The sequence below is a fragment of the Nitrospira sp. Vd2 genome (genome assembly GCF_979581665.1).
In genome coordinates this window covers 174,560-195,998 of sequence record NZ_CEFZSK010000037.1, presented here as the reverse complement: position 1 = coordinate 195,998, position 21,439 = coordinate 174,560, and the positions used below count along the sequence as shown (strand labels likewise).

General features: G+C 61.1%; 21 protein-coding genes. 12 read left to right on the top strand and 9 right to left on the bottom strand.

Annotated features, from left to right (window positions below; genetic code table 11):
* Positions 1–88 precede the first annotated feature (88 nt).
* From murJ to AC1U7K_RS14405, 6 genes are all read left to right on the top strand, one after another.
* Complete coding sequence (gene murJ / locus AC1U7K_RS14430) at positions 89–1,708, top strand: murein biosynthesis integral membrane protein MurJ (protein ID WP_480252162.1); 1,620 nt, start codon at positions 89–91, stop codon at positions 1,706–1,708.
* A complete protein-coding gene (locus tag AC1U7K_RS14425) occupies positions 1,705–2,253 on the top strand; it encodes a methylated-DNA--[protein]-cysteine S-methyltransferase (RefSeq protein ID WP_480252161.1) in 549 nt (182 codons plus the stop codon). The genes murJ and AC1U7K_RS14425 overlap by 4 nt, the downstream gene beginning before the upstream one ends.
* A 40-nt stretch (positions 2,254–2,293) precedes the next feature.
* Positions 2,294–2,737 carry a D-aminoacyl-tRNA deacylase gene (gene dtd / locus AC1U7K_RS14420; RefSeq protein WP_480252204.1) on the top strand — a complete coding sequence of 148 codons (444 nt, stop codon included), beginning with the start codon at positions 2,294–2,296 and terminating at the stop codon, positions 2,735–2,737.
* Between the two features lie 124 nt (positions 2,738–2,861).
* Positions 2,862–3,428 (top strand): hypothetical protein, encoded by a 567-nt coding sequence (locus tag AC1U7K_RS14415; protein WP_480252160.1) that lies wholly within the window; start codon positions 2,862–2,864, stop codon positions 3,426–3,428.
* Positions 3,429–3,435: 7 nt separating this feature from the next.
* On the top strand, positions 3,436–4,353 hold the full coding sequence (locus tag AC1U7K_RS14410; protein WP_480252159.1) for an isoaspartyl peptidase/L-asparaginase family protein: 918 nt from the start codon (positions 3,436–3,438) through the stop codon (positions 4,351–4,353).
* Positions 4,354–4,471: 118 nt separating this feature from the next.
* Positions 4,472–4,909 carry a VOC family protein gene (locus AC1U7K_RS14405; protein WP_480252158.1) on the top strand — a complete coding sequence of 146 codons (438 nt, stop codon included), beginning with the start codon at positions 4,472–4,474 and terminating at the stop codon, positions 4,907–4,909.
* Positions 4,910–4,937: 28 nt separating this feature from the next.
* On the opposite strand, the gene mtgA is transcribed toward AC1U7K_RS14405, so the two are convergent.
* Complete coding sequence (mtgA, locus tag AC1U7K_RS14400; RefSeq protein ID WP_480252156.1) at positions 4,938–5,678, bottom strand: monofunctional biosynthetic peptidoglycan transglycosylase; 741 nt, start codon at positions 5,676–5,678, stop codon at positions 4,938–4,940.
* 40 nt (positions 5,679–5,718) lie between these two features.
* Here mtgA and yihA point away from each other — a divergent pair, with 40 nt between their 5' ends.
* A complete protein-coding gene (yihA, locus tag AC1U7K_RS14395) occupies positions 5,719–6,357 on the top strand; it encodes a ribosome biogenesis GTP-binding protein YihA/YsxC (protein WP_480252154.1) in 639 nt (212 codons plus the stop codon).
* Positions 6,358–6,450: 93 nt separating this feature from the next.
* Here the strand turns inward: yihA and AC1U7K_RS14390 are convergent, their stop codons facing one another.
* From AC1U7K_RS14390 to rfaE2, 4 genes are all read right to left on the bottom strand, one after another.
* The gene (locus AC1U7K_RS14390) at positions 6,451–7,434 is read right to left on the bottom strand and encodes a peptidylprolyl isomerase (RefSeq protein WP_480252153.1); all 984 of its coding nucleotides are present in this window, start codon (positions 7,432–7,434) and stop codon (positions 6,451–6,453) included.
* Between the two features lie 42 nt (positions 7,435–7,476).
* The gene (locus AC1U7K_RS14385) at positions 7,477–8,313 is read right to left on the bottom strand and encodes a peptidylprolyl isomerase (RefSeq protein WP_480252151.1); all 837 of its coding nucleotides are present in this window, start codon (positions 8,311–8,313) and stop codon (positions 7,477–7,479) included.
* A gap of 103 nt (positions 8,314–8,416) precedes the next feature.
* Positions 8,417–11,872 (bottom strand): transcription-repair coupling factor, encoded by a 3,456-nt coding sequence (gene mfd / locus AC1U7K_RS14380; RefSeq protein WP_480252150.1) that lies wholly within the window; start codon positions 11,870–11,872, stop codon positions 8,417–8,419.
* 110 nt (positions 11,873–11,982) lie between these two features.
* Entirely contained in the window at positions 11,983–12,468 is a 486-nt protein-coding gene (gene rfaE2 / locus AC1U7K_RS14375) for a D-glycero-beta-D-manno-heptose 1-phosphate adenylyltransferase (RefSeq protein ID WP_480252149.1), read from the bottom strand.
* Between the two features lie 180 nt (positions 12,469–12,648).
* On the opposite strand from rfaE2, the gene AC1U7K_RS14370 reads away from it, so the two are divergent.
* The 3 genes from AC1U7K_RS14370 (at position 12,649) to AC1U7K_RS14360 (ending at position 15,421) form a co-directional block, all read left to right on the top strand.
* Positions 12,649–13,272 (top strand): class I SAM-dependent methyltransferase, encoded by a 624-nt coding sequence (locus AC1U7K_RS14370; protein WP_480252148.1) that lies wholly within the window; start codon positions 12,649–12,651, stop codon positions 13,270–13,272.
* Between the two features lie 68 nt (positions 13,273–13,340).
* The gene (locus AC1U7K_RS14365) at positions 13,341–14,402 is read left to right on the top strand and encodes a putative zinc-binding metallopeptidase (RefSeq protein WP_480252147.1); all 1,062 of its coding nucleotides are present in this window, start codon (positions 13,341–13,343) and stop codon (positions 14,400–14,402) included.
* Complete coding sequence (locus AC1U7K_RS14360; RefSeq protein WP_480252146.1) at positions 14,399–15,421, top strand: D-alanine--D-alanine ligase family protein; 1,023 nt, start codon at positions 14,399–14,401, stop codon at positions 15,419–15,421. The genes AC1U7K_RS14365 and AC1U7K_RS14360 overlap by 4 nt, the downstream gene beginning before the upstream one ends.
* Before the next feature lie 29 nt (positions 15,422–15,450).
* On the opposite strand, the gene AC1U7K_RS14355 is transcribed toward AC1U7K_RS14360, so the two are convergent.
* The 4 genes from AC1U7K_RS14355 to AC1U7K_RS14340 all read right to left on the bottom strand — a co-directional run bounded on the left by AC1U7K_RS14355 (position 15,451) and on the right by AC1U7K_RS14340 (position 18,271).
* The gene (locus AC1U7K_RS14355) at positions 15,451–16,128 is read right to left on the bottom strand and encodes an HAD-IA family hydrolase (RefSeq protein ID WP_480252145.1); all 678 of its coding nucleotides are present in this window, start codon (positions 16,126–16,128) and stop codon (positions 15,451–15,453) included.
* Between the two features lie 84 nt (positions 16,129–16,212).
* Complete coding sequence (locus tag AC1U7K_RS14350; protein WP_480252202.1) at positions 16,213–16,938, bottom strand: Tll0287-like domain-containing protein; 726 nt, start codon at positions 16,936–16,938, stop codon at positions 16,213–16,215.
* Between the two features lie 5 nt (positions 16,939–16,943).
* The gene (locus AC1U7K_RS14345; protein WP_480252144.1) at positions 16,944–17,978 is read right to left on the bottom strand and encodes a transporter substrate-binding domain-containing protein; all 1,035 of its coding nucleotides are present in this window, start codon (positions 17,976–17,978) and stop codon (positions 16,944–16,946) included.
* On the bottom strand, positions 17,948–18,271 hold the full coding sequence (locus AC1U7K_RS14340; protein WP_480252143.1) for a hypothetical protein: 324 nt from the start codon (positions 18,269–18,271) through the stop codon (positions 17,948–17,950). The genes AC1U7K_RS14345 and AC1U7K_RS14340 overlap by 31 nt, the downstream gene beginning before the upstream one ends.
* A gap of 406 nt (positions 18,272–18,677) precedes the next feature.
* On the opposite strand from AC1U7K_RS14340, the gene der reads away from it, so the two are divergent.
* A complete protein-coding gene (der, locus tag AC1U7K_RS14335) occupies positions 18,678–20,018 on the top strand; it encodes a ribosome biogenesis GTPase Der (protein WP_480252142.1) in 1,341 nt (446 codons plus the stop codon).
* A gap of 50 nt (positions 20,019–20,068) precedes the next feature.
* Positions 20,069–21,133, top strand: a complete 1,065-nt coding sequence (locus AC1U7K_RS14330; protein WP_480252141.1) for a cytochrome-c peroxidase — start codon at positions 20,069–20,071, stop codon at positions 21,131–21,133.
* Positions 21,134–21,439 lie beyond the last annotated feature (306 nt).

The following is a 21,439-nucleotide window of genomic DNA, read 5'->3' as shown; positions in this document are numbered from 1 at the left end:
GCTATCACACTCGATTGCGCCGGGTCTTTGTCGTGAGAGGACCGGGTTGAGTGGATATTCACAGGGCAACCGGTTAGAATCCGCCGGCATGCCGGAAGCGGTTGATGCCACGTCTGCGCCTCGCACAGCGGCGACCGAGAATCAAGCGATCGCGAAGGCTGCCGGGCTCATCGGCGCGGCGACCTTCTCAAGTCGGATTCTAGGCTTCATCCGGGACATGGTGCTCGCGCGGCTGTTTGGCGCCACACCGGCGGCAGATGCCTTCTTTGTGGCCTATCGTATCCCGAATCTCCTCCGCGAACTGTTTGCCGAAGGGTCGATGTCCGCGGCCTTCATTCCCGTCTTCACCGAGTACCACACGCAGCGCAAGAAGCGAGACGCCTGGGAGCTGGCCAGCGCCACATTCACCACGCTGTTGACCATCGTCACAGTGATCACGGTCGGCGGCGTGCTAGTCGCGCCAGGACTCGTGTGGCTCTTCGCTCCTGGATTCCATGACCGTCCCGATCAGCTCGCGCTCACGACGCTGCTCACGCGTCTGATGTTTCCATATTTGGTCTTCATCAGTTTGGCGGCCCTCGCGATGGGGGTGCTCAATTCATTGCGTGCCTTTGCGGCCCCGGCCCTCTCGCCGGTCTTCTTCAATATTGTCATTATCGGCTGTGCCTTGTTCCTCTCGCCCCTGCTGCCCGAGCCGATCTACGGCGTCGCAATCGGCGTGGTCGCCGGCGGAGCCGCGCAATTCGCCATGCAGCTTCCCGGGCTCAAATCGCATGGGATGCTGTTTGGCTGGCGGTTTGCGCCGGGCCATCCCGGCGTGAAGCGCGTCGGGCGGTTGATGGGTCCCTCGCTGCTCGGGCTTTCAGTCACGCAGGTCAACATTACGATCAGCACCATTCTCGCGTCGTTCTTTGCCGGGGGGCCCACGTATCTGTTCTACGGCATGCGCTTGATCCAGTTTCCGTTGGGGATTTTCGGGGTCGCGCTCGCGACCGCCATTCTCCCGACCTTGTCTGCGCAGGCCGCGAGGGGCGCCATGGACGAATTGCGAGAGACCTTCGGCTTTGGAATCCGGATGATTCTCTTCATCATTGTGCCCGCCATGCTGGGACTCATCCTGCTGCGCGAGCCGATCGTGCATGTGTTCTTTGAGCACGGCTCCTTTACGCCGGCGGACACCAAGGCGACCGCGCTGGCCGTGCTGTGCTACTCGACGGGGTTGTGGGCGTTTGCCGGCGTTCGCATCATCGTCGCCGTCTTCTATTCGCTTCAGGACACGCGGACGCCGGCCGTCTCGGCCGTCGTGGCCGTGCTCGCGAATCTGCTCCTCTCGCTGATCTTCATGCAGTCGCTGGGCCCGGCCGGGCTCGCGCTTGCCACGGCGGCTGCGGGGATGGTCAATGCCGGCATTCTCGTCGGCGTGCTGACGCGCCGCTTACACGGAGTGAACTGGGGGGCCATTGCCCGGTCAACGGCGAGAGTGCTGATCGCCGCACTCCCCGTTGTGCTCGCAACCACGTGGGTAGCGGGGCTCGAAGTGTGGGGTCGAGACGGACAGTGGGTCGCGAAAGGCATGATGCTGATCGTCGGTATCGGTCTGAGCATCACGGGATATTTTGGCAGTCACGCCCTGATGCGATCGGAGGAACTGGATGTGATGCTGGCGTTGCTCAAGCGAAAGGTGCGCCGCGTTGGAGCAGCGATATGATCAAGCACGCGACCTTTCGTACCGCGTGGGGATGGATGAGCGTGGCGGTTTCGGCTCGCGGCGTTACGGCGCTCGTGCTGCCCAGAACGACGCGTACGTCGGCCGAGCGGTCGCTGAAGACCGTGGTATCCGGGGCCAAGGCGGCCACCGACGGGCACGAGGCACCTCCCGATGCTTTAGTCGAGGCCGCGAAGGAGCAAGTCATCCAATTTCTTGATGGTCGGCGGCGCAGCTTCGAGTGTCCGGTCGATCTGACCGCCGGTACCGACTTTCAACGCCGCGTGTGGCGCGCGATCACGGCGATCCCGTACGGACGGGTGCGCTCGTATCAGTGGGTCGCCAGGCGGGTGGGCGGGGCACAGCACGCACGCGCGGTCGGCAATGCGCTCGGCGCCAATCCGATTCCACTCATCGTGCCCTGTCATCGTGTCGTGACGAGCGCCGCGAGGCTGGGCGGCTTTTCGGGCGGTTTGCACAACAAACGCCGATTGCTGGCGCTGGAAGGAACGCTACGGCAACTCGAAACGGGACGTCGAGGGACATGAGCAGCCTGCACCGACCGACGAGATGGTGCCGCCTCTCGCCATGAGAGCGGTCGTGCAGCGCGTCACCCGCGCGTCCGTGAGGGTGGGCGAGGAGGTCATCGGCCAGGTCGACTTGGGCCTCCTGGTCCTTCTCGGCGTGGCGAAAGAGGACGACGATCGCGACGCGTTGGCCATGAGCGAGAAGCTCCTCGGTCTGCGCATCTTCTCAGATGCGGACGGCAAGATGAATCGATCGGTCACGGACGTGGGGGGCGCGCTGTTGATCGTGTCGCAGTTCACGCTTCTCGGCGACACGAGGAAAGGCCGACGTCCGGGCTTTGAGAAGGCGGCCTCGCCCGATCACGCTCAACGCTTATATGACCGCGTCGTGACGGTGTGCCGCGAACGCGGGATCACGGTGGAGACAGGAAGGTTTGCCGCCCATATGATCGTCTCGCTCGAGAATGACGGCCCGGTCACCTTCCTGCTCGACACGCGGGGCTGAAGGAGGGATTGTCGGGCTTAAGCCCACGCCGATGCTATCCGATACATGGACAAAGGCGTCCGATGCGTCGCCTTGTCACTGGAGCGGGCGGGTGGCATACTAGAATCCGATCAGGGAGGTCCTGATGGGGTCTTTGATTCCTGAGCATCACCCCTTGCGACGTCTCTTCGCGGCGCTGACCGAGAAGAGTTTTACCGAGACTCTGGGATGGCCCGACCATCACATCACCGAGTACGTCTCCAACCTGCTCGTCGAGTTCACCCACACCAATCAGTTGTACAAGCTCAGGAACGAACGGGGCCAACGTCTGGATGCCGTTGTCGAGATGCTCTATCAGTCGGAGGTGCTGCTGCAGGCCTCTTCATTCGAGCAAGAGCGCGAGGTGCATCGGCACATCGGCGACTTCACGCTCTTTATGGCCGGCCTGTTTCCAGAGTATCTGCGTCGATTGAAGAGCGCCGGGTTGATTTATCACAAGGACTTCCTCGTGGATTATGTCAAGACCGGCAAGCGCTCCTATGGCATGGTGGCGCGCTTCCATGAAGGTGATGAGGGCGATCAATCACCGTTGTTTCGGAAGCTGTCGGAGAATTTCGAACTCTGCGTGACTGGTTTGGGCTTTGTTCGCCACGACCTCGATCGCATGCAGGATCCCACCTACCAACAAGCCAAACGCGTCCTCCTCAATTAACTTGTCCGTGGCCGATCGACGCCCTGTCATTGCCGTTCACGGTGGCGCCGGGTCACGAGCCATCACTCCGCGTCAACGCGCCTGTCTTCTTGAGGCGCTCGACGCCGGCGTTGATATCCTTCGCCGCCATGGTCCCGCCCTGTACGCTGTCGAACAAGCGATTCGCGCGCTGGAAGGCTCAGGTCTGTTCAATGCGGGTTCCGGCGCCCGACGTCAATTAGACGGAGCACAACGGATGGATGCGTCGATTATGGAGGGCAAGGACCTCAAGGCTGGCGCGGTCGCGGCGATCGAGGGAATCCGTTATCCGATCACGGCGGCGAGGCTCGTGATGGAGCAAACCGATCACGTGTTGCTGGTCGGCCCACCCGCCCGTCGATTTGCTGAATTTTGTGGATTGGAGCGATTGCCACGGGCCAAAGGCGACGTGCTCAGGCCGCCACGACGCGCAGACATTGGAGGCAAGAGCTTGGACTTGTATCGCCGGATGGCGCAACGAGACCGAAAATTCGGAACGGTCGGCGCCGTGGCCGTCGACGCGAATGGAACGGTTGCTGGGGGCGCGTCCACCGGCGGAGTTGCTATCATGCTTCCCGGGCGTGTTGGTGATAGCCCGTTAATCGGGTGTGGAATCTATGCCGACAATCAAGGCGGTGCGGTCTCGATGACGGGTGTCGGCGAGACAATCATTCGGCTGGCCGTTGCGAAGGAAGTCGTTGATCACCTGTCCCGAGGTTTGACATCCCGCCGCGCCGCCAAACTGGTTTTACGCAAGCTCGTGAGCCGTATCAAAGGAGAGGCCGGCCTATTGGTCGTCGATGCACGCGGCAGGCTCGCCATCGCTCACACCACTCCACGTATGGCTGCTGGCTATTGGTCGGGAGGCGGGCGGCCAGTGGCAGGCGATCGATTTGAATTGATCTAATTCACCAAGCCCGTCACCGAGTGACCGAATGGGGCGAGAAACGACGGGAGTGCAGTCAAGAGGGTAGACACGTTACAATCGCCGCGGATCGAATCCGATCACCACGTGACTTGACAAAATGCCGCCTCTCTTTCATCTCGCGTTTCCCGTCCATGACCTGACGGAAGCCAAGCGCTTCTATGTGGATGGCTTGGGCTGCCACGTCGGGCGCGAATCCGATCGGGCGGTCACGTTTTGTCTAGGCGGACATCAGATCGTCGCACAGCTTGATCAAGATGCGCCTCACAGGCAGCGAGGGATCTACCCTCGCCACTTTGGCTTGATCTTTCGATCCCATGAGGAATGGCGGCAGCTAGCGGATCGCGCGAAAACACGGGCACTAAAGTTTTATCAAGAGCCGCGCCGACGTTTTCCCGGAACCCGCATTGAGCACTGGACCTTTTTCCTCGAAGATCCCTCTCACAATCTGCTCGAGTTCAAACACTATCTCAATGAGAGCGCGATTTTCGGCGAGCATGAGTATACCGAAGTTGGCGACACCGAGGAGCGATGCTAACAACGGACCAGCTGACCAGAATCGAGATTCAGGATGAGCGTGCGAAGCGAGATGAGGGTGCCTGCATGCGGTGAAGAATGTGTTGCTGTCGTCTCATCAAATACCGGCTGGGGCGAATGGGATCGTACCGGCGTGGCGAGGGAAGGATGGCGGCCAATAGTGCGGCTTCCTCTTGGCTCAACCCGGCCGCGGACTTTCCGAAATGGTGCCGTGCCGCCGCCTCGGCTCCGTAGACGTTCCGTCCCCATTCCACCACGTTCAAATAAAGCTCCAGGATTCGCTTCTTCGTCAGATGGTGCTCCAACTCCCTGGTCAAGAAGGCTTCCCTTGCCTTCCGGAGCAGCGACTTCTCAGAGGAGAGGTACAGGTTCTTTGCCAGCTGTTGGGTAATCGTGCTTCCTCCGCGTTTAAAATCACCTTTCTCGATGTCCCGGATCGCTGCCTCCTTGATCCCCTCCCAATCAAAACCTTCATGCTCGTAAAACGACGCGTCCTCGGCCGCGATCACGGCGGCTTGTAGATGCGGCGAGATACGGCTCAACGGCACCCACGTCCATTCTGCCCGCGGCCCACGCCGGTCTTCCGCTGACCGGGCTCGGATCAATGCAGTCGTGCTGGGATTCTGATGTCGCAATGACGCCACATCGGGTAACGTGGCAAGCCAATACAACGCGAGCAGCAGAAGAGGTGTCGCGCTGACGAGAGCAACGAGGAGGAGTTTCGCCGACAGCCGACGGTTTGACTTCATCTGCCCCGGATGATACAGCAAAACGCCTCCGATGCAAGCCTGCTGTGGAGCGCAATGGACCATGAAGATCGTGGATGCCGTGTTCGTGAAAAGTTGCGGCAGGGTGTCCGAATGCCCGAGCGATAGTCTGCCTGAAGTCGCCTGCGTCGGTCGTTCCAACGTGGGCAAATCATCCTTGATCAATTCACTGCTCCACCGGCGCAGCCTCGCGAAAGTCAGCCGAACTCCAGGCAAGACCCGCCTCTTGAATTTTTTTCGCGTGACGATCGCGACGCCGGGCCTCCAGCAATTCTATCTGGTCGACTTGCCCGGCTATGGCTATGCGAAAGTGTCGAAATCGATTCGTGAGCAATGGGGACCGATGATCGAGAGATACTTTGCGGAGCGACAGGAGCTTCGGGGCGTACTCTTATTGGTCGACGCCCGTGGAGTCCAAGAACAAGATACGGTCACGTTGCAGTGGTTACGTGCGCAAGAACGCCCCACGATCATCGTTGCGACGAAGATCGACAAGTTTTCGCGCGACGAACGAGTTCGTGCCGTGTCGGCTGTCCGGCAGGCCCTTCACCTGACCGATGACGGTTCGTTAATCAGCTATTCGTCGGTGACCCGCGAAGGCGTCGACGCGTTGTGGCGAGCGATCCGGTTGCTGCTTGGCGGTGCTGGAGAAGGTCTGGCGAAGGGCGTCGCGCGACTGTAGGGCCGGAAAGGTCCACATAAATCCCATGCGACCGTCTTGTTCAACCGAAAGCCTTAGGCCAGAAAAAAAACCGGAAGCGCGGAAGGAGCGCCGCTAGAACTTCACCTCGATGAACGCCTTGTTCTTCAAATCAGCCATCCAGATCTGGTAGACATCTTCCGTCTTCTGTTGGAAGACGAGGCTCTGGATCTCGTTCTTGACCTCTGCATAAGGCCGAAACTGCTGCGGTCGTTTTTCGTCGAGCCGAATGATGTGCCAGCCTTCATCGGTCTCGATCGGCTCCGTAATCGCACCGACGGCCAAAGTGGAGAGCGCCCGCTCGATCGGAGGCAGCAATTCTCCCTGCCGCACGTAGCCGAGGTGGCCGCCTTTCGTCGCCTCGAGTCCATCGGAGTGCTTGAGCGCCAATTCCGTAAAGTCTCCGCCATTTTTCACCGCGGCATACACCGTCGCTGCCCGGGTACGCATCTCCTCGTCCGTTTCGACTGCCTTCCGACGGATCAGGATCTGGCTGATTCGGTATTCATCCGGCATCAAAAAGCGCGTTTGATGCGCCTCATAGTAGCGCTTGATTTCCGATTCGGACACCATGATGGCGCTACGCACCTCGCGATCGACCACGCGCATGAGGGCCAACTGTTCCCGGATCGTCCGTTTGTCGTCCGCATTGTTTTCATCGACTTTCTCACCCGCCCGTTGAAGCTCCTTGACGGCTCGCACAATGTCCTCGTCGGTGACCTCGACCCCCTTCGCCTTCGCCGCCTGAAGCTGGAGTTTGCGCTCAATCATCCGCGTGAGCGCCATGTATTCAATCTGTCTGAGCCGTCGTTCCAATTCGGCGCCGCGATACTGTTCCTGAAGCCGCTTTTCCTCCGGTGCGATCTCGGCTTTGAGCTCGGACAGCATAATGAGTTCGCTGTTGACCACGGCAATGATCCGATCCGAGACGGGGGCCGCCGTGCCAGCCGGCGTGAAAGGCAGCCATGCCAGCAGGACGATCAACACGGCATAAGCGGCGACGGCGAGGCGAGTACGGATAGAGGGACCTCGGGAACCAGCTCGGACTGACTGTGTCATCGGGCCGAAACGGGGAGTGATGAAGCGTAGAGCAGACTGCGGTTACGGTATGTGTCCGGCGACGGCGCCGAAGGTCGTCGCATCCGCCGCCGCGACGCGGACCAGCGCCGAGGACCGGAGTTTCGCCAACACGTCCTCCACCTGCTTGCGCCGCTTTTCAGCGTACAACTCGCGCTTCAGCCGTTGGCGGACCGCCTCCACGTGCTGCGCCTCCTCCGGATCCCGGCTGACGACCTTGACGAGGTGAAAGCCCGCTGATGTTTCGACCGGATCACTGACCGCGCCCGGCTTCAGCGTCATCAAAAGATGCTCGATTGCCGGGTCCATCATACCGTGACGGGAGAAGTTGAATTCACCGCCGTCGGCCTTCGTCTTCTCGTCGAGCGAATAGCGCTGCGCGAGCTTGGAAAAGTTTGCCCCTTGGTTGATTTGATGCTTCATGTCCTTCGCTTGAAAGACGTTCTGAAGCACGATGTGGGCGCCGCGGATCTGGCGAGCGGCCAAAATCATATCTTCGTGAGAATTGTAATACGCTTCCAGTTCATCGTCGGAGACGTGAATCGGCGTCGACGCCACCTCCCGCAACAACTCGTCAAGGAGAATCTGCTCCTTGATCCGCTCGAGTCGCTCCTTCAGCGCCAGACTCTGATCGAGCCCCTGCCGCTTCGCTTCTTGCAGGAGGATTTCCCGCGAAATCAATTCATCGAGAAATTTCTTCTTCCCACCCTGTTGCTCATAGCGGGACCGGGCCGAATCGGACAGCTCCGACCATCGATAATCAAACTCGCTTTGCATGATGGGCTTTCCGTTGACGACGGCCAGCACCGGCGACTCTGGAGGCGGTGAAGAGCACGCCGCAAGGCTTGTCGCAGCGATCATCCAGAAGATCAGCGCCGACGCAGTTCGCCAGGGGATTACGCGCGCGCCTCGAAACCGTGTCGGATTCCTGGGCAATTGAGCTGTCGTCACCCGTACACCCTCTCTATCGGCTGCCAGCGACCCCGGATTTGTTGGTACCACAGGATGCCAGTATTTGCAAGGCAGCGGTGAGTTCCGGAGCTTGGCCTGCCCACTCCTGCTGCGTGAGTTGCAGGTCGAAGGAGAGCGGGGAGACGAGCTTGAATCGGCCGCGGTAACGGTCCATGAGGGAGCGGATTCCCGCTTCGGGGAGGACGGCTTTAGGGTCCAATGAGAGGGTCGCGGTGCTGTCTTTTAAGTGAAGCGACGCCAGCCGCAGCGATTTCGCGAGAATGCGAAGTTGCATGACCTCGAACAACCGTTCCACCGGTTCGGGCAGCGGACCATAGCGGTCTTGGATCTCTCCATTCAAGAGAGCTAGATCGCCGACCTGGCGACTGGACGTCAGGCGCTTGTACAAGGACAGCCGCTGGTGGGGATCGGGAACATAGTCCTCCGGGATAAACGCGGAGACGTTGAGATTGAGAGTGGGGTCCAGCTCCTCCTCGACCACGGTCCCTTTGATGTGCTGGACGGCTTGCTCGACCATTTGAAGGTAGAGATCGAGGCCGATCGCCGCAATATGGCCCGACTGCTGCCTGCCCAAGAAGTTCCCGGCGCCGCGGATTTCCAAATCGGCGGCCGCGATGCGAAAGCCGGAGCCCAGCTCGGTGAATTCCTGAATCGCCAGGAGTCGCTTCTGGGCATCGGTCGACAGCGTGCCTTCGTCGCCCGTGAAAAAATAAGCATAGGCCTGTTGCCCGGACCGCCCGACCCGGCCGCGCAGTTGATACAGTTGCGAGAGGCCGAACGTATCCGCCCTGTTCACCAGAATCGTATTGGCGTTCGGCACGTCGAGGCCAGACTGGATGATGGCCGATGAAACCAAGACATCGGCCTCGTGCTTCAAAAACTTCAGCATGACGCCTTCGAGCACACGTTCGTTCATCTGGCCGTGCGCCATCACGATCCGAGCCTCCGGGACGAGTCCCTGCAGCCACGTCCCCATCTGCTCCAAGCTCTGCACACGGTTGTGAACGAAATAGACCTGCCCGCCCCGTCCCAGTTCCCGCACGATCGCTTCCCGGACGGTGTCTTCGTTGAACCGCATCACGTGGGTCCGGATCGCCAGGCGACCGGCCGGCGGCGTCTCGATCACCGAGAGCTCTCGGACCCCCGACATGGCCATTTGCAGGGTGCGGGGAATCGGGGTCGCGGTGAGGGTCAGGACGTCGACTTGCGTCCGCAGTTGCTTGAGCCGCTCCTTGTGTCGCACGCCGAACCACTGTTCCTCATCGATGATGACGAGGCCGAGGTTTCGAAAGACGATGTCCTTCTGCAGCAGGCGGTGCGTCCCGATGATGATGTCGATCGCCCCGTCCGCCAGGTCTTTCGCCACCGCCTTGGCCTCTTTGGCCGTTTGAAATCGGGACAGCATCACGACCCGGATCGGGAATGGCCCGAAGCGCTGTGCGAAGTTATCGTAGTGCTGCTGCGCGAGGAGCGTGGTCGGGACGAGCACGGCCACCTGCCGGTTGTGCTCCACGGCTTTGAACGCGGCGCGCATGGCGACCTCGGTCTTGCCGTAGCCCACGTCTCCGCAGACCAGACGATCCATCGGCTTTGATGAGGCAAGATCCCGCTTGATGTCCTCGATCGCCTTGATCTGATCGGGCGTCTCCTCGTACTCGAACGCCGCCTCGAACGCATGGTAGAGGGTCGTGTCGTCGCCGTACTCACGCCGCTGCACGACCTCCCGGCTCGCATAGAGTTCCACGAGCTCGTGCGCCATCTCCTCGATGCTCTTCTTCACCCGAGAGCGTGTCCGCTCCCAACTCGTGCCGCCGAGCTTGTCGAGCTTCGGCACGTGGCCTTCGGCGCCCTTGTACCGTTGGACCTGATTCAGCCGATCGAGCGGCACGTACAGGGTGTCGCCGCCCGCGAACTGTAAGATCAGATAGTCACTTTCAAAGCCTTGCACCGACAGGCGCTTCAGCCCTTCGTATCGCGCGATCCCATGCTGGACGTGAACGACGAAGTCGCCGGGATTCAAATCATCCAGCGAGGACAGGAAGGTCGCCGTCTTGCTCTTCTGCGCGGGTCTATGGCGCATGCCCTTCGCAAAGAGCTCTTCCTCGGTGATAACCGTGAGCCGACCGTCCGTCGAGACGAATCCGGTGGAAAGCGTGCCTTGGAGGATGAAAAACGGCGGCTTCCCGGGTGAGCCGCGCCAATTGTCGGCCGTCCACGGGACCGCGGGCAGATCTTGTTCCGCGAAGAGCGCCAACAGCCGATCGACCTGGCCGCGGGAGCGCGCGACGATGATGACGGGACCGGCCTCGCGCAATTGAGTGAGCCGCTGGAGCGTTTCGAGGAACGGTGTACCGCGCTGGGCAAGTCCGAACGACGCTGGGGACTGAGCGGGAAAGGCGACGGCGGCCTCGGGGGCTTCGGACGATGACGCGAGCGGGTCGATCGTCAGGCAAGACCACCGCGCGAGGCCCGTCGTCAATTCGGTCCAATCGGCATAGAGCTGCTCGGGCGATACATAGCCCTTTTCGTCGGCTGCCTTGCCGAGCCGCAAGTAGGCATCCGCGGCTTCATCGACGAACTCGGCGGCGCGGGTCTTGATGAGGTCCGGCTGATTGAAGACGACTACGGGCGGCTGCCGAAAATAATCGGTTAGGGTCGCCATGGTCGGATAGAGGCTCGGACTGCGCCACTCGGCGTCGGATGCGATGGGCCCCAGCGCCTCGGCGCTGCCTTCCGGGTAGATCACCTCCCGCGCCGGTAAGACCGACGCTTGAGAGAGCTTCTCCACCGACTGCTGCGTGGCGGGATCAAATAGCCGGACCGATTCAATCGTGTCGCCGAGCAATTCGAGCCGAAGCGGATCATCGTACGCGGTCGAGAAGACGTCGACAATCCCTCCCCGCACACTGAACTCGCCGGGGATTTCGACGACCGACCCGCGCTTGTAGCCGAGACGCAGCAACCGGGATACGAGCACCTCGCGCTCGATGGTCTCGCCCGGCTTCAGACGCAGGCAGGCGGACGTGAAGACCGACAGGGGCAGCAACCGCTGCAGAAGCGCGGGGACGGACGCGACCAGGATCGTCCGCTGGCCTTGTGACAGGCGGGACAAGGCCCGCATCCGTCGGGCGATGAGTTCCGGCGGGGGCGCGGTCGCTTCGTACGGCAGCGTCTCCCATTCCGGAAACAGCGTGATCGCCTCGGACGCGACGCCGAGGAGACCGTGAAAAAAACACAGGTCCTCATAGAACTGCTCGGCCGCTTCATCGGTTGCGGCGATAATCAGCGCCGAGCGCTCGCTTGATCGCCATAGCGCCGTGACCGCGAATGCCGGCATGGATCCGTGCGCGCCGGTGAGAAGCCCCCGGCCTTGGCCAATGAACAGCCGATCGCGCAGCGGCCGGAGGAGCTGATCCCAATACTGGAGGAGATGAGGCGGTGTGGACACGGATCGCCGTGAATTGTGAATCGTTATTCGGCCAACATCAACGGGGCACGGATACGTTTCGCTACGGCAGAGCAGGCTCGGGATTTCCGAACAGTTCCCAAATAACCTCGCTACGATGATTTAATCGATTTAATCTTTTCGACCAAGATCGTCGTCGATACCCCGGGGACCAACGGGATCGTTGTGACGAGACCACCGCGGCCTTCGACGACCTCGCGACCGATAATTTTATCCTGCGGCCAGTCGCCGCCCTTGACGAGCACGTCCGGCTGGAGCTCGGCGATCAACGGGCCGGGATCGGGTTCATCGAAGAGCACGACGTAATCGACAGATTCAAGCGCGGCAAGCACCTCGGCGCGCTGCGCGTCGGGCACGATGGGACGGCCCGGGGCCTTCTCGAGCGCGTGCACGGAGGCATCCGTGTTCACCCCGACCACCAGCACATCGCCAAGCGCCCGCGCCGCGGCAAGGTAGCGAACGTGCCCGACATGCATCAAGTCGAAGCAGCCGTTGGTAAAGACGATCCGCTGGCCGCGCGCGCGATGCTCGGCGAGCGTGTGTTTGAGACAACGGCGGCTCACGATCTTGTCGCGCACGGTTTATCTTACCCCTAGAAGCCGAAAAAAACATGTGCGGCGAGAAAGCAGGTGCCTCATCCAGATTCAATCCATCAGGCAAAGAATGCTATGATCCGCGGCCCAGCTTGACAGATGATTACGCTCAGTGGGATTGGTGGGCACAGCTTCAAGTGAGCATGGGGACCAGGTGGACTAATCATGGGTCTGTATGCCGATTTCATTTTCCCGCGCATGATGGACTGGGTCATGAGCCGCCCGGGGTTCCACCCGCTCCGGCAGCAGGCGCTGGAGAAGGTATCTGGGCGCGTGTTGGAGATCGGCTTTGGCACGGGGCTGAACCTGCCGCACTATCCGAACACCCTGACGTGGCTGAGCGCAATCGAGCCGGGCAATTTTCTGCCCAACCGTGTGGCGGAACGTACGATCCACGCGGCGATGCCGGTGGAAGTGCTCCATGAGCGAGCCGAACGGTTGCCGTGGGAGGATGGCCGGTTCGACTATGTCGTCAGTACCTGGACGCTCTGCACGATTGCCGATGTGTCGGCCGCTCTGCGTGAAGTGCAGCGCGTGTTGAAACCCGATGGCCGGTTCGTGTTCCTTGAGCACGGGTTAAGCGATGACGCGACAATCGCCAAATGGCAGACCCGCCTCAATCCGTTCCAACGCTTCTTCGTCTGCGGCTGCAATCTCAATCGACCGATCGACCGCCTGATCCGGGACGCGGGCTTCTCCTTCGATGAGCTCCATCGATTCGTCATGGACGGCGTGCCGCGGATCGCGGGCGAGATGTACCGCGGCATCGCCCGTCCGTCCCGGCACTGAAATCGACCGGCGCGAGACGCTACGTAGAAGCCTTTGCTATACTTGACTTCGTTAAAGCCGAAGTCAAGATGAGCGCGGACAAACAGAGCGAACCCTCCACCGAACGCACCGAGGCGTCGCAGCCCGAATGGGTGGATTGGCCCGACGATCGTCTCCTCGACCTCCGCCTCTGCGACCTCCACGTCACGATCGAAGGCAGCGTGCTTGAAGATCGGATCGCGCAGCTCTACCGGGAGCTGGAAGCCAGTCAATTAGCCTTTCGCCCCCACTGCTGGCTGTCCGATGAATGGTTCTCGCCCGATGGCGTGCCCGGCATCGCGATCCCCTTTTACCTCGCTCATCCGCGGCTTGCCAAGCTCGAGCTGAACCAAATGCTCGAAGTGGAGGGCGGCACGCCGGAGTGGTGCATGAAAATTCTGCGTCACGAGGCGGGGCATGCGATCGAGAACGCCTTCGGCCTGCGCCGGCGACGGAGCCGGCAACAGCTCTTTGGACGCTCCTCGGTCCCGTATCCCGATCATTACGCGTTCAAGCCGTACAGTAAGAGCTACGTGGAGCATCTTGGGTCGTGGTACGCCCAAAGCCATCCTGACGAGGACTTCGCCGAAACCTTCGCCGTTTGGCTCACGCCAGGTTCCGACTGGGCACGTCGCTATGCCGGTTATCCGGTCTTGAAGAAGCTTCGGTACGTGGACCGCTTGATGCGGTCGTTGGCCGGCCGGCCGCCCGTGGTGGTGTCGCAGGAACAGGTCGATCCGCTGCGTCGGCTGCGAAAGACGTTGCGGCAACATTACAAGAAAAAGCGACAACACTATGGAGTTGGTCGGGCCGCGTTCTACGACCGGGACCTCAGGCGGGTGTTCGCCGATCCCGACGGCCACACGGATCGTCCCACCGCGGTTCGGTTCCTCGCCCGCATCCGTAAACCCGTCCGACGACTCGTGGCCGGCTGGACGGGGCTTTATCAATACACGATCGATCAAGTGTTCGAAGACATCATTGCGCGCTGCCAGCAGCTCGACCTGCGTCTGGTTATGCCGGAGGAGCAGGCGAAGCTCGAGTTCGCGATCCTGCTCACCGTCCATGCGATGAATCAAGTGAATACGGGAGGATACAAGCTGGCGCTATGAAGCCGCTGCGTGTCCTCGTCCTGGTGCATACGCACCTCGTGCCGCCGGCCGGCGCGTCCGCCTCGGATGCGGAACAGGCCGACTGGAAGACCGAATACCACGTCGTCAGCACGCTTGAGCGGCTGGGCCATGAGGTCAAAGCGCTCGGCCTGCACGACGATCTCTCCGAGGCGCGGCGAACGATTTCCGACTGGGAGCCGGACATCGTCTTCAATCTCCTCGAAGCGTTCGATAACGTCGCAACTTTTGACTACAACATCGTGAGCTTCCTCGAGATGCTGCGGATGCCGTACACCGGCAGCAATTCCCGGGGCCTCATGCTCGCGCGCGACAAGGCGCTCTCGAAGAAGCTGCTGGCCTACCACCGGATCCCGGTGCCCGAGTTTACCGTGATCAAGAAAGGCCAGCGCGCCCGGCTACCCAAACATCTCCCTTTCCCGGTGATCGTCAAATCGCTCACGGAAGAAGCGTCGCTCGGCATCTCTCAAGCCTCCGTCGTCGAGAACGAGGAGAAGCTGGCGGAGCGCGTCGCGTTCATCCACGACAGTGTCGGCACCGATGCGCTCGTCGAGCGATTCATCGAAGGCCGAGAATTGTACGTCGGGGTCATCGGCAATCACCGCCTGCGCGTCTTCCCGGTGTGGGAAATGCAGTTTACGAACATGCCGAACGGCGCTCATCACATTGCGACCGAGCGCGTGAAGTGGAGCGTCAAGTATCAACAAAAGTGTGGAATCAAAACGGCGGAAGTGAAGGACTTGGGCGAGGAGGCCAAGCAACGCATCCAGCACCTGTGCCGACGCGTCTATCGCGCGCTCGACTTGAGCGGCTACGCGCGCATCGACCTGCGGATGGACAAGGACGGGAAGATCTACGTGTTGGAGGCGAACCCCAATCCCCAGATCGCGCGCGATGAAGATTTTGCGGAGTCGGCCAAGGCCGCCGGCGTCTCGTACAAAGCGCTCATTCAGCGGATTCTCACGCTCGGTCTTCAGTGGCGCCCGGAACGCCTGAGCTGAACGAGGCCACGTGGGTGCGCTGCTTGGGGTTATTCCAACGGCAGCAGGCCGAGCAGCGTGTCGACTGAATGGTAGGTGACGGAGGGTTGCGGCGGGAGTTGCGAGCTGGATTTTGCGCTGTGGTAAATGTAGCCGAGCCCGAACTGCCGCGCCGCATCGAGACAGCCTTCATCGTCGTCGACGTATAACGTCCGCTTGGGGTCGAAGCCGAGCAGTCGTTGACAGGTCGGCCAGTATTCCGGCCGCATCTTTAAATAGCCTACCTCGAACGCATTGACAATCCGATCGACGTGACTGTCCAGCCCGGTCCGCGCCACCTTGATTTCCACGCCGGCCGCATGCGCGTTCGTCACGAGCACGATGGCCTTCCCGAGCTTGCGCACGTGACGGAGAAACTCCTCGGCTCCCGGCAGGAACCCGATCATGTGATCCAGCTCTTTGGTCATCTCGACGACGTCGATGCCCAACGTCCGTGTCCAATAGTACAGGTCGGTCCACGCGAGTTCGCCTTCCGCCGCCCGGTACAGGGCGAACAATTGTGCTTTCGCCTCCTGCATGTCCAGGCCCTGCTTCACGGCATAGCGACGCGGCAGCTCTTCTTCAAAAAAGAAGTTGTCGAAGTGCCGGTCGAGGAGCGTGCCGTCCATGTCGAGCAGGACATGCTCGATATGGTCCCAATCCACTCGGCCGTTCATCTGCAAGTCCATGCATGGCTCCGCGAAAGGCACCATTATACCAAACGGTTGATGAAGAGCGGCGGGCCCGCGCAGCCAAGACTAGGAGGACAGGGTTCACCGATGATCCAACGGAATCGTGATGCTGATCGCGCCCGCGAGATCGCCTTCTTTGGGGAAGCCCGACACGTCGAGCTGTCCTGCCGGCTCACCGTGGCACGAGAGGCAGTGACGGTGATAGCGGAGTGGCATCAAGATCCGCACGCGCCCATCGTTCTCGATCGTTTCGCTATGTTTATCGATCGATCCTCCCATCCCGACGCCAGTGGCCGTCCATGCTTTGAGGATGGCCGTCTCGTACGCGTCCGGGGCGTTCCGAGGGTTGAGGGTCGTTTGCTTCAACCGCACCTGGGAGCGATTCGAGAACTTCGTGACCGCGTGGCTCGCGAACGTGGCCGGGATAAAATTCTTGTAGCCGATCCCGCGTTGGTTGATGATGACCTGCGCATCGGCGACGACCTGTTTCTCGGCTTCGAACAACAGGGGAAGGAGCTCCTTGGCAAGCGTCGGAACCGCCGCCGCGCGGATGTGGCCAAGGTCGATGCCGGTCCGGCGCGCGAACTTATCAGCCACCTGCCGGCCGAACACGTCCGGCGTGAACCCTTTCGGGCCCTTGTGTGGGTCATCGATCAGGCCTTCGTTCTGATCGACGACCATGCGGCCGGCATCCAACAAGGCCGCGAGGAGGTCCGCCGTGCGTTCGGCCTCCTGTACTGAGACGGCATAACCCGCCGCCGGTGCAACCAACACACAGATGAGCAAGAGAAGAGGGATGAAGAACATCGGTCTCACTCTTCCGCCTGGCGGCACTGCCCTTGATCATAGTGTTGAGCGGCCTGCTCAACCGTGAAGGGCAATCCCTCGGATTCCGCCCGCCTCGGGTAGGCATAGGTCGCATCGAACCATCGCGCTCGGATCGCCGCGAGCCGGCCCGTGCGCTCGAGGTCAAACAACCAATCGTTGACGAGTTGCCGCAACCGATAACTCTCTTCGGCCAGTACGATGGCATACTGCTCATGGGTGAGCAAGAGCGGACGGCCGGAGTCGCGTGTGATGACATGCCAGTCGCCGTGCACGGTTCTGACGAGGAAATCGACGATCGGGAGGGCGCCCAGAATGACATCCGGTGAAGGACTTTGCGACTCAAATGCGGCGGGAAGGGAATCGCATACCAAGAGCCGCACGCCCGTGAGATGAGTGACGGCATAGAGGTGAGCCGCCGTGGCGTCCTGCACCGCCACCGCGATCGTATTCCCTGAAGCGCGTGACCTGGATGCCCGGCTCTCGCTGGCGAGCAGGCGAAAAGCGTTTCCGGCACCAGCATCTTTGGCGATGGCACCGAGACCCGCATCGGAAATGTACGGGATGGAGTACGCCAGCCCGGCACGCGTCGGCGAGGGGAGATTGGCGCTGACGGCCGAGACGAAGAGGTCGATGTTGCGTTCACTCAATTCAATGAACAGGTCATGGAAGCGGACGAGATTGATCACCGGAGTGACCGGTCGTTCCCCGCAGTAGTCGCTGAACTTCCTCGTCAGCTCTTGGACCAACTCGACGTCAAGACCGGTGACCCGTGGTCCTTGGTCGGTCCAAATGGCTGGGAAGACGAAGGGGCGGAACGGTTCGATCGCCACGCCCACTCGCACTTGCCGGCGACTACAGATCGCATCGACCTCGTCCTTGGCGATCGGCCACACGAGCTGAACGGCGTCGAAGATCAAGCCGCAGCCGCTGAGCAGCGCCACAACGATGACGAGGCAAAGCCTCACGAGCCGGACCCGTGCGGCCCACCTCAAAACCGGATGCCCGTCAGAAAAACCCATTGCTGCGCCTCGTGCCCCTGGCCCTGAAAACTGACCGCATACCGCGAGTACTGCAGGCTGAGGTCGAGCGACAGTGCCCGTGCGACCGGAAACCGGACGCCGACTTGGCCGCCATACAAGTGCCCGAGCCCGGTATGCGCGGGACCCGGGGTGAGACCGCCGCCCAGGACGCCGACGTACGGCACGGCCCGATCCTCCAGCGGACCGAACAGGAGATGCCGAATGAGCCGATTGATGGGGAGGCGCTTCGGGAAGTCGAGGATATCGATAAAGTTGTTCCAGCGGGGATTCAAAAAGAAGGCGTGCTGGTCGGTCTTAAACTCCTCGGTGTGATACCGGCTTGGATCGTCACTTCGCGATCGTGCGGGGCAAACGTCTGTTGGCGCAGGGCAACGTCAAAGTTAAAGGGCCGGACGGGAAACCATTCGCGTGGCAGGTCGTGACTGGATTCCTGAGCATTCACAGCGGGGACTGCGACCGCACCGACGACCACGGTGATCAACAACGATCGGACGATCAAGCACTTCCCAGTCAGCAGTTCCTCCGCTCCTGTGGCCGCCGCGCAAACACGCGGCGACACTACAGCAAACAGCCGTACGCTTCAATGGCAGCAACCGGCCCGCGGCGTGGCCCGGCTCTGCGGCTCGGCTCGGTTTCTTGTCTTTCTCAAAATCCGTGTGATAGCTTCGGATCGACCTCATGGAGCCCGATCTCTTCACCAGTCCCCCGCCGCTCGTCGCGATTGTCGGCCGGCCCAACGTTGGGAAATCGACCCTGTTCAACCGTATCCTGGGCAAGCGCAGCGCAATCGTCGACGATGTCCCGGGAGTGACTCGGGACCGAAACTATGCCGATGCCGAGCATCGAGGCCGGGCCTTTCGGCTGGTCGATACCGGCGGCCTGGATCCGTCCTCCTCGGACAGCATGCTCGCCTTGATCCGGCAACAATCGCAACTCGCCATCACGGAAGCCGACATCTTGATCGCCGTGATGGACGCGCGCGCGGGCGCCACCGCCGCCGACCGCGAAATCATTGATCTGCTCCGGCCGGTCCGGAAGCCGGTGCTCTATGCGATCAACAAAGTCGATACGCCGAAGACCGAGAGTCTGGTAGCCGACTTCTATCAACTCGGCGCGCAACCGCTGTATCCGATCTCGGCCGAACATGGTCTCGGTGTCGATGAATTGCTCGATGCCATCTACCCGCTGTTGCCTGCAGCGTCGTTCGACGACGATGCCGGGGAAGTCACGCGGGTGTCGATCGTCGGACGGCCGAATGTGGGGAAATCGACATTAGTGAATCAGGTCGTCGGTGAAGACCGTGTGGTCGTCAGTGACGTGCCGGGCACGACGCGTGATCCAATTGATACAAGGGTCGTGCGTAACGGCCACCCGTACATCTTTACCGACACCGCCGGCATTCGGCGACGAGGACGCGTGGAGCACGGTGTGGAGCAGTACAGCGTGACCCGGGCGGTGACGGCGATGGGGCGAGCCGATCTCGCCGTGCTCATCCTCGACGGCGTCGAAGGCATCATCGAGCAGGACACGAAGATTGCCGGTCTCATTCTGGAACAGGGGCGTGGCTGCATCTTGTTCGTCAACAAATGGGATCTTCGAGCCGGAGATCCGAAAGCCCGACAAACCTATGAGTCGGAGTTGCGGCGCCGGTTTCGTTTCCTGACCTGGGCACCCGTGTTTTTCGGCTCGGCCGTCAAGCCGGACGTGGTCGACCACCTCTATCGGCAGATTGATCGCGTCATGGCGCACGTGCGCTATCGCGTGCCGACGGGCGCCCTGAACAAGTTCATCCAAACCGTGGTGGCGGAGCATCCACTGCCGGTGAAAAAGGGAAAGCCGTCCAAAGCGGTGAAGTCCGTCTTCATGACGCAGGTGGCGACGAAGCCTCCGACGTTTGCGCTCTTCGTCGGCCATCCTCGCGAGATCGGTAAGACGTATCTCCGGTATCTCGAAAAGCGGCTTCGTGAGCAGTATGGGTTCGAAGGGGCGCCGATTCGCATTCTGGTCAGGCAAAAATAAGGCTCGTGGCACACGCTGGAAGCACTACATCACTCGCGAGGAGGTCGACTATGCCGGTGAGAGTGTGGACGATCGCAGGAGGTATCCTCATGGCATCCCTGGCTGCGTTCGTCGGAAATCATTTGATGGCCCAAGAGCCGGTCGCTCCAGGTGAGCCGGATACGGTGACGATCGACGGCGTCACCGTCCCGGACATCGGTCCCCTTCCAGCGTATGTTCCGGTGCCGCCGACCAACCTCAATTATGTGCAGAAGGTCGAGCTCGGACGTCAACTCTACTTCGACACGCGGCTTTCGAAGAACAATTCCATTTCGTGTGCCTTCTGTCATAATCCGGGCACGGGCTTTGCCGATCCGCGCCAGTTCTCGATCGGCGCGTTTGGGACGGCGGGCGGTCGGCAGGCGCCGACGGTGTACAATGCCGCGTTCCTGCCGTTTCAATTCTGGGACGGCCGGGCCGGCTCATTGGAGGAGCAGGCGATCGGCCCCATCCATAATCCCGTCGAGATGGCCGAACAACATGAAAGTGTCGTCCCGAAGATCGCGAAGGTTCCCGGCTACCAAAAGCAGTTTCGCGCGGTCTTCGGGAAGGACGTAAGCCTTCAGAGTATTGCCGAGGCGATCGCCGCGTTTGAACGAACGATCATCTCGGCCAATTCCGCCTTCGACAAATATGCGATGGGCGATACTCAGGCCATGAACGAATCACAGGTGAGGGGATTGCAAATCTTCAAGGGCAAGGGGCGGTGCATCCTCTGCCACAACGGGCCGAACTTTACCGACAACCAATTCCATAACCTCGGCGTACCTCAGGAAGGGCTGCTCAAGGAGGACCTCGGCCGCTACAACGTGAGCCGCCGTGAGCGGGATAAGGGCGCGTTCAAGACACCGACATTAAGGAGTGTGGTTGAGACCGCACCGTACATGCACGACGGGGTGTTCAAGACGTTGGAAGAGGTTATCGACTTCAAAGACAAGGGTGGGGGACCTAATCCTCATCTCAGCCCCTTGATGAAGCCATTGGGCTTGAGCCAAGAGGAAAAGGCGGACCTGATGGCCTTTTTACAGGCATTAAAGGGCGCGCCGCTCAAGATCTCCGTTCCGAAGCTCCCTTGACTCGCTCGGCGCGCCGCACCTGCGGGGCTGCGCCAGGTCTGCGCTGTTCGCTCGGCACGATTTCCGATACGCCGAGCAACCGACGCCGACTTACCGCCACTCCTACGACTGCTCGCCGACTCAGGGACGATTGTTCCGCCATCAGGACAAGATGTTCGACTCGGCCCATCCATGGTCTTCCCCCGGACGCGTCCCGACACCGCTATTGCTTGCCGCGCCTCCAGAAAAAGGCTCACCGGCAACCGATTAGCAAAGGCGCCGACCCATAGCACGCGGCTTGGTCGAGTTTTGGCCGCTTCTCGCATA

Bases quoted from the DNA above. Each gene is read 5' to 3' on its own strand.
- murJ (WP_480252162.1), top strand. From the start codon at position 89: ATGCCGGAAGCGGTTGATGCCACGTCTGCGCCTCGCACAGCGGCGACC.
- AC1U7K_RS14425 (WP_480252161.1), top strand. From the start codon at position 1,705: ATGATCAAGCACGCGACCTTTCGTACCGCGTGGGGATGGATGAGCGTG.
- dtd (WP_480252204.1), top strand. From the start codon at position 2,294: ATGAGAGCGGTCGTGCAGCGCGTCACCCGCGCGTCCGTGAGGGTGGGC.
- AC1U7K_RS14415 (WP_480252160.1), top strand. From the start codon at position 2,862: ATGGGGTCTTTGATTCCTGAGCATCACCCCTTGCGACGTCTCTTCGCG.
- AC1U7K_RS14405 (WP_480252158.1), top strand. From the start codon at position 4,472: ATGCCGCCTCTCTTTCATCTCGCGTTTCCCGTCCATGACCTGACGGAA.
- yihA (WP_480252154.1), top strand. From the start codon at position 5,719: ATGAAGATCGTGGATGCCGTGTTCGTGAAAAGTTGCGGCAGGGTGTCC.
- AC1U7K_RS14390 (WP_480252153.1), bottom strand. From the start codon at position 7,434: ATGACACAGTCAGTCCGAGCTGGTTCCCGAGGTCCCTCTATCCGTACT.
- AC1U7K_RS14385 (WP_480252151.1), bottom strand. From the start codon at position 8,313: ATGATCGCTGCGACAAGCCTTGCGGCGTGCTCTTCACCGCCTCCAGAG.
- AC1U7K_RS14370 (WP_480252148.1), top strand. From the start codon at position 12,649: ATGGGTCTGTATGCCGATTTCATTTTCCCGCGCATGATGGACTGGGTC.
- AC1U7K_RS14365 (WP_480252147.1), top strand. From the start codon at position 13,341: ATGAGCGCGGACAAACAGAGCGAACCCTCCACCGAACGCACCGAGGCG.
- AC1U7K_RS14360 (WP_480252146.1), top strand. From the start codon at position 14,399: ATGAAGCCGCTGCGTGTCCTCGTCCTGGTGCATACGCACCTCGTGCCG.
- AC1U7K_RS14355 (WP_480252145.1), bottom strand. From the start codon at position 16,128: ATGGACTTGCAGATGAACGGCCGAGTGGATTGGGACCATATCGAGCAT.
- AC1U7K_RS14350 (WP_480252202.1), bottom strand. From the start codon at position 16,938: ATGTTCTTCATCCCTCTTCTCTTGCTCATCTGTGTGTTGGTTGCACCG.
- AC1U7K_RS14345 (WP_480252144.1), bottom strand. From the start codon at position 17,978: ATGGGTTTTTCTGACGGGCATCCGGTTTTGAGGTGGGCCGCACGGGTC.
- der (WP_480252142.1), top strand. From the start codon at position 18,678: ATGGAGCCCGATCTCTTCACCAGTCCCCCGCCGCTCGTCGCGATTGTC.
- AC1U7K_RS14330 (WP_480252141.1), top strand. From the start codon at position 20,069: ATGCCGGTGAGAGTGTGGACGATCGCAGGAGGTATCCTCATGGCATCC.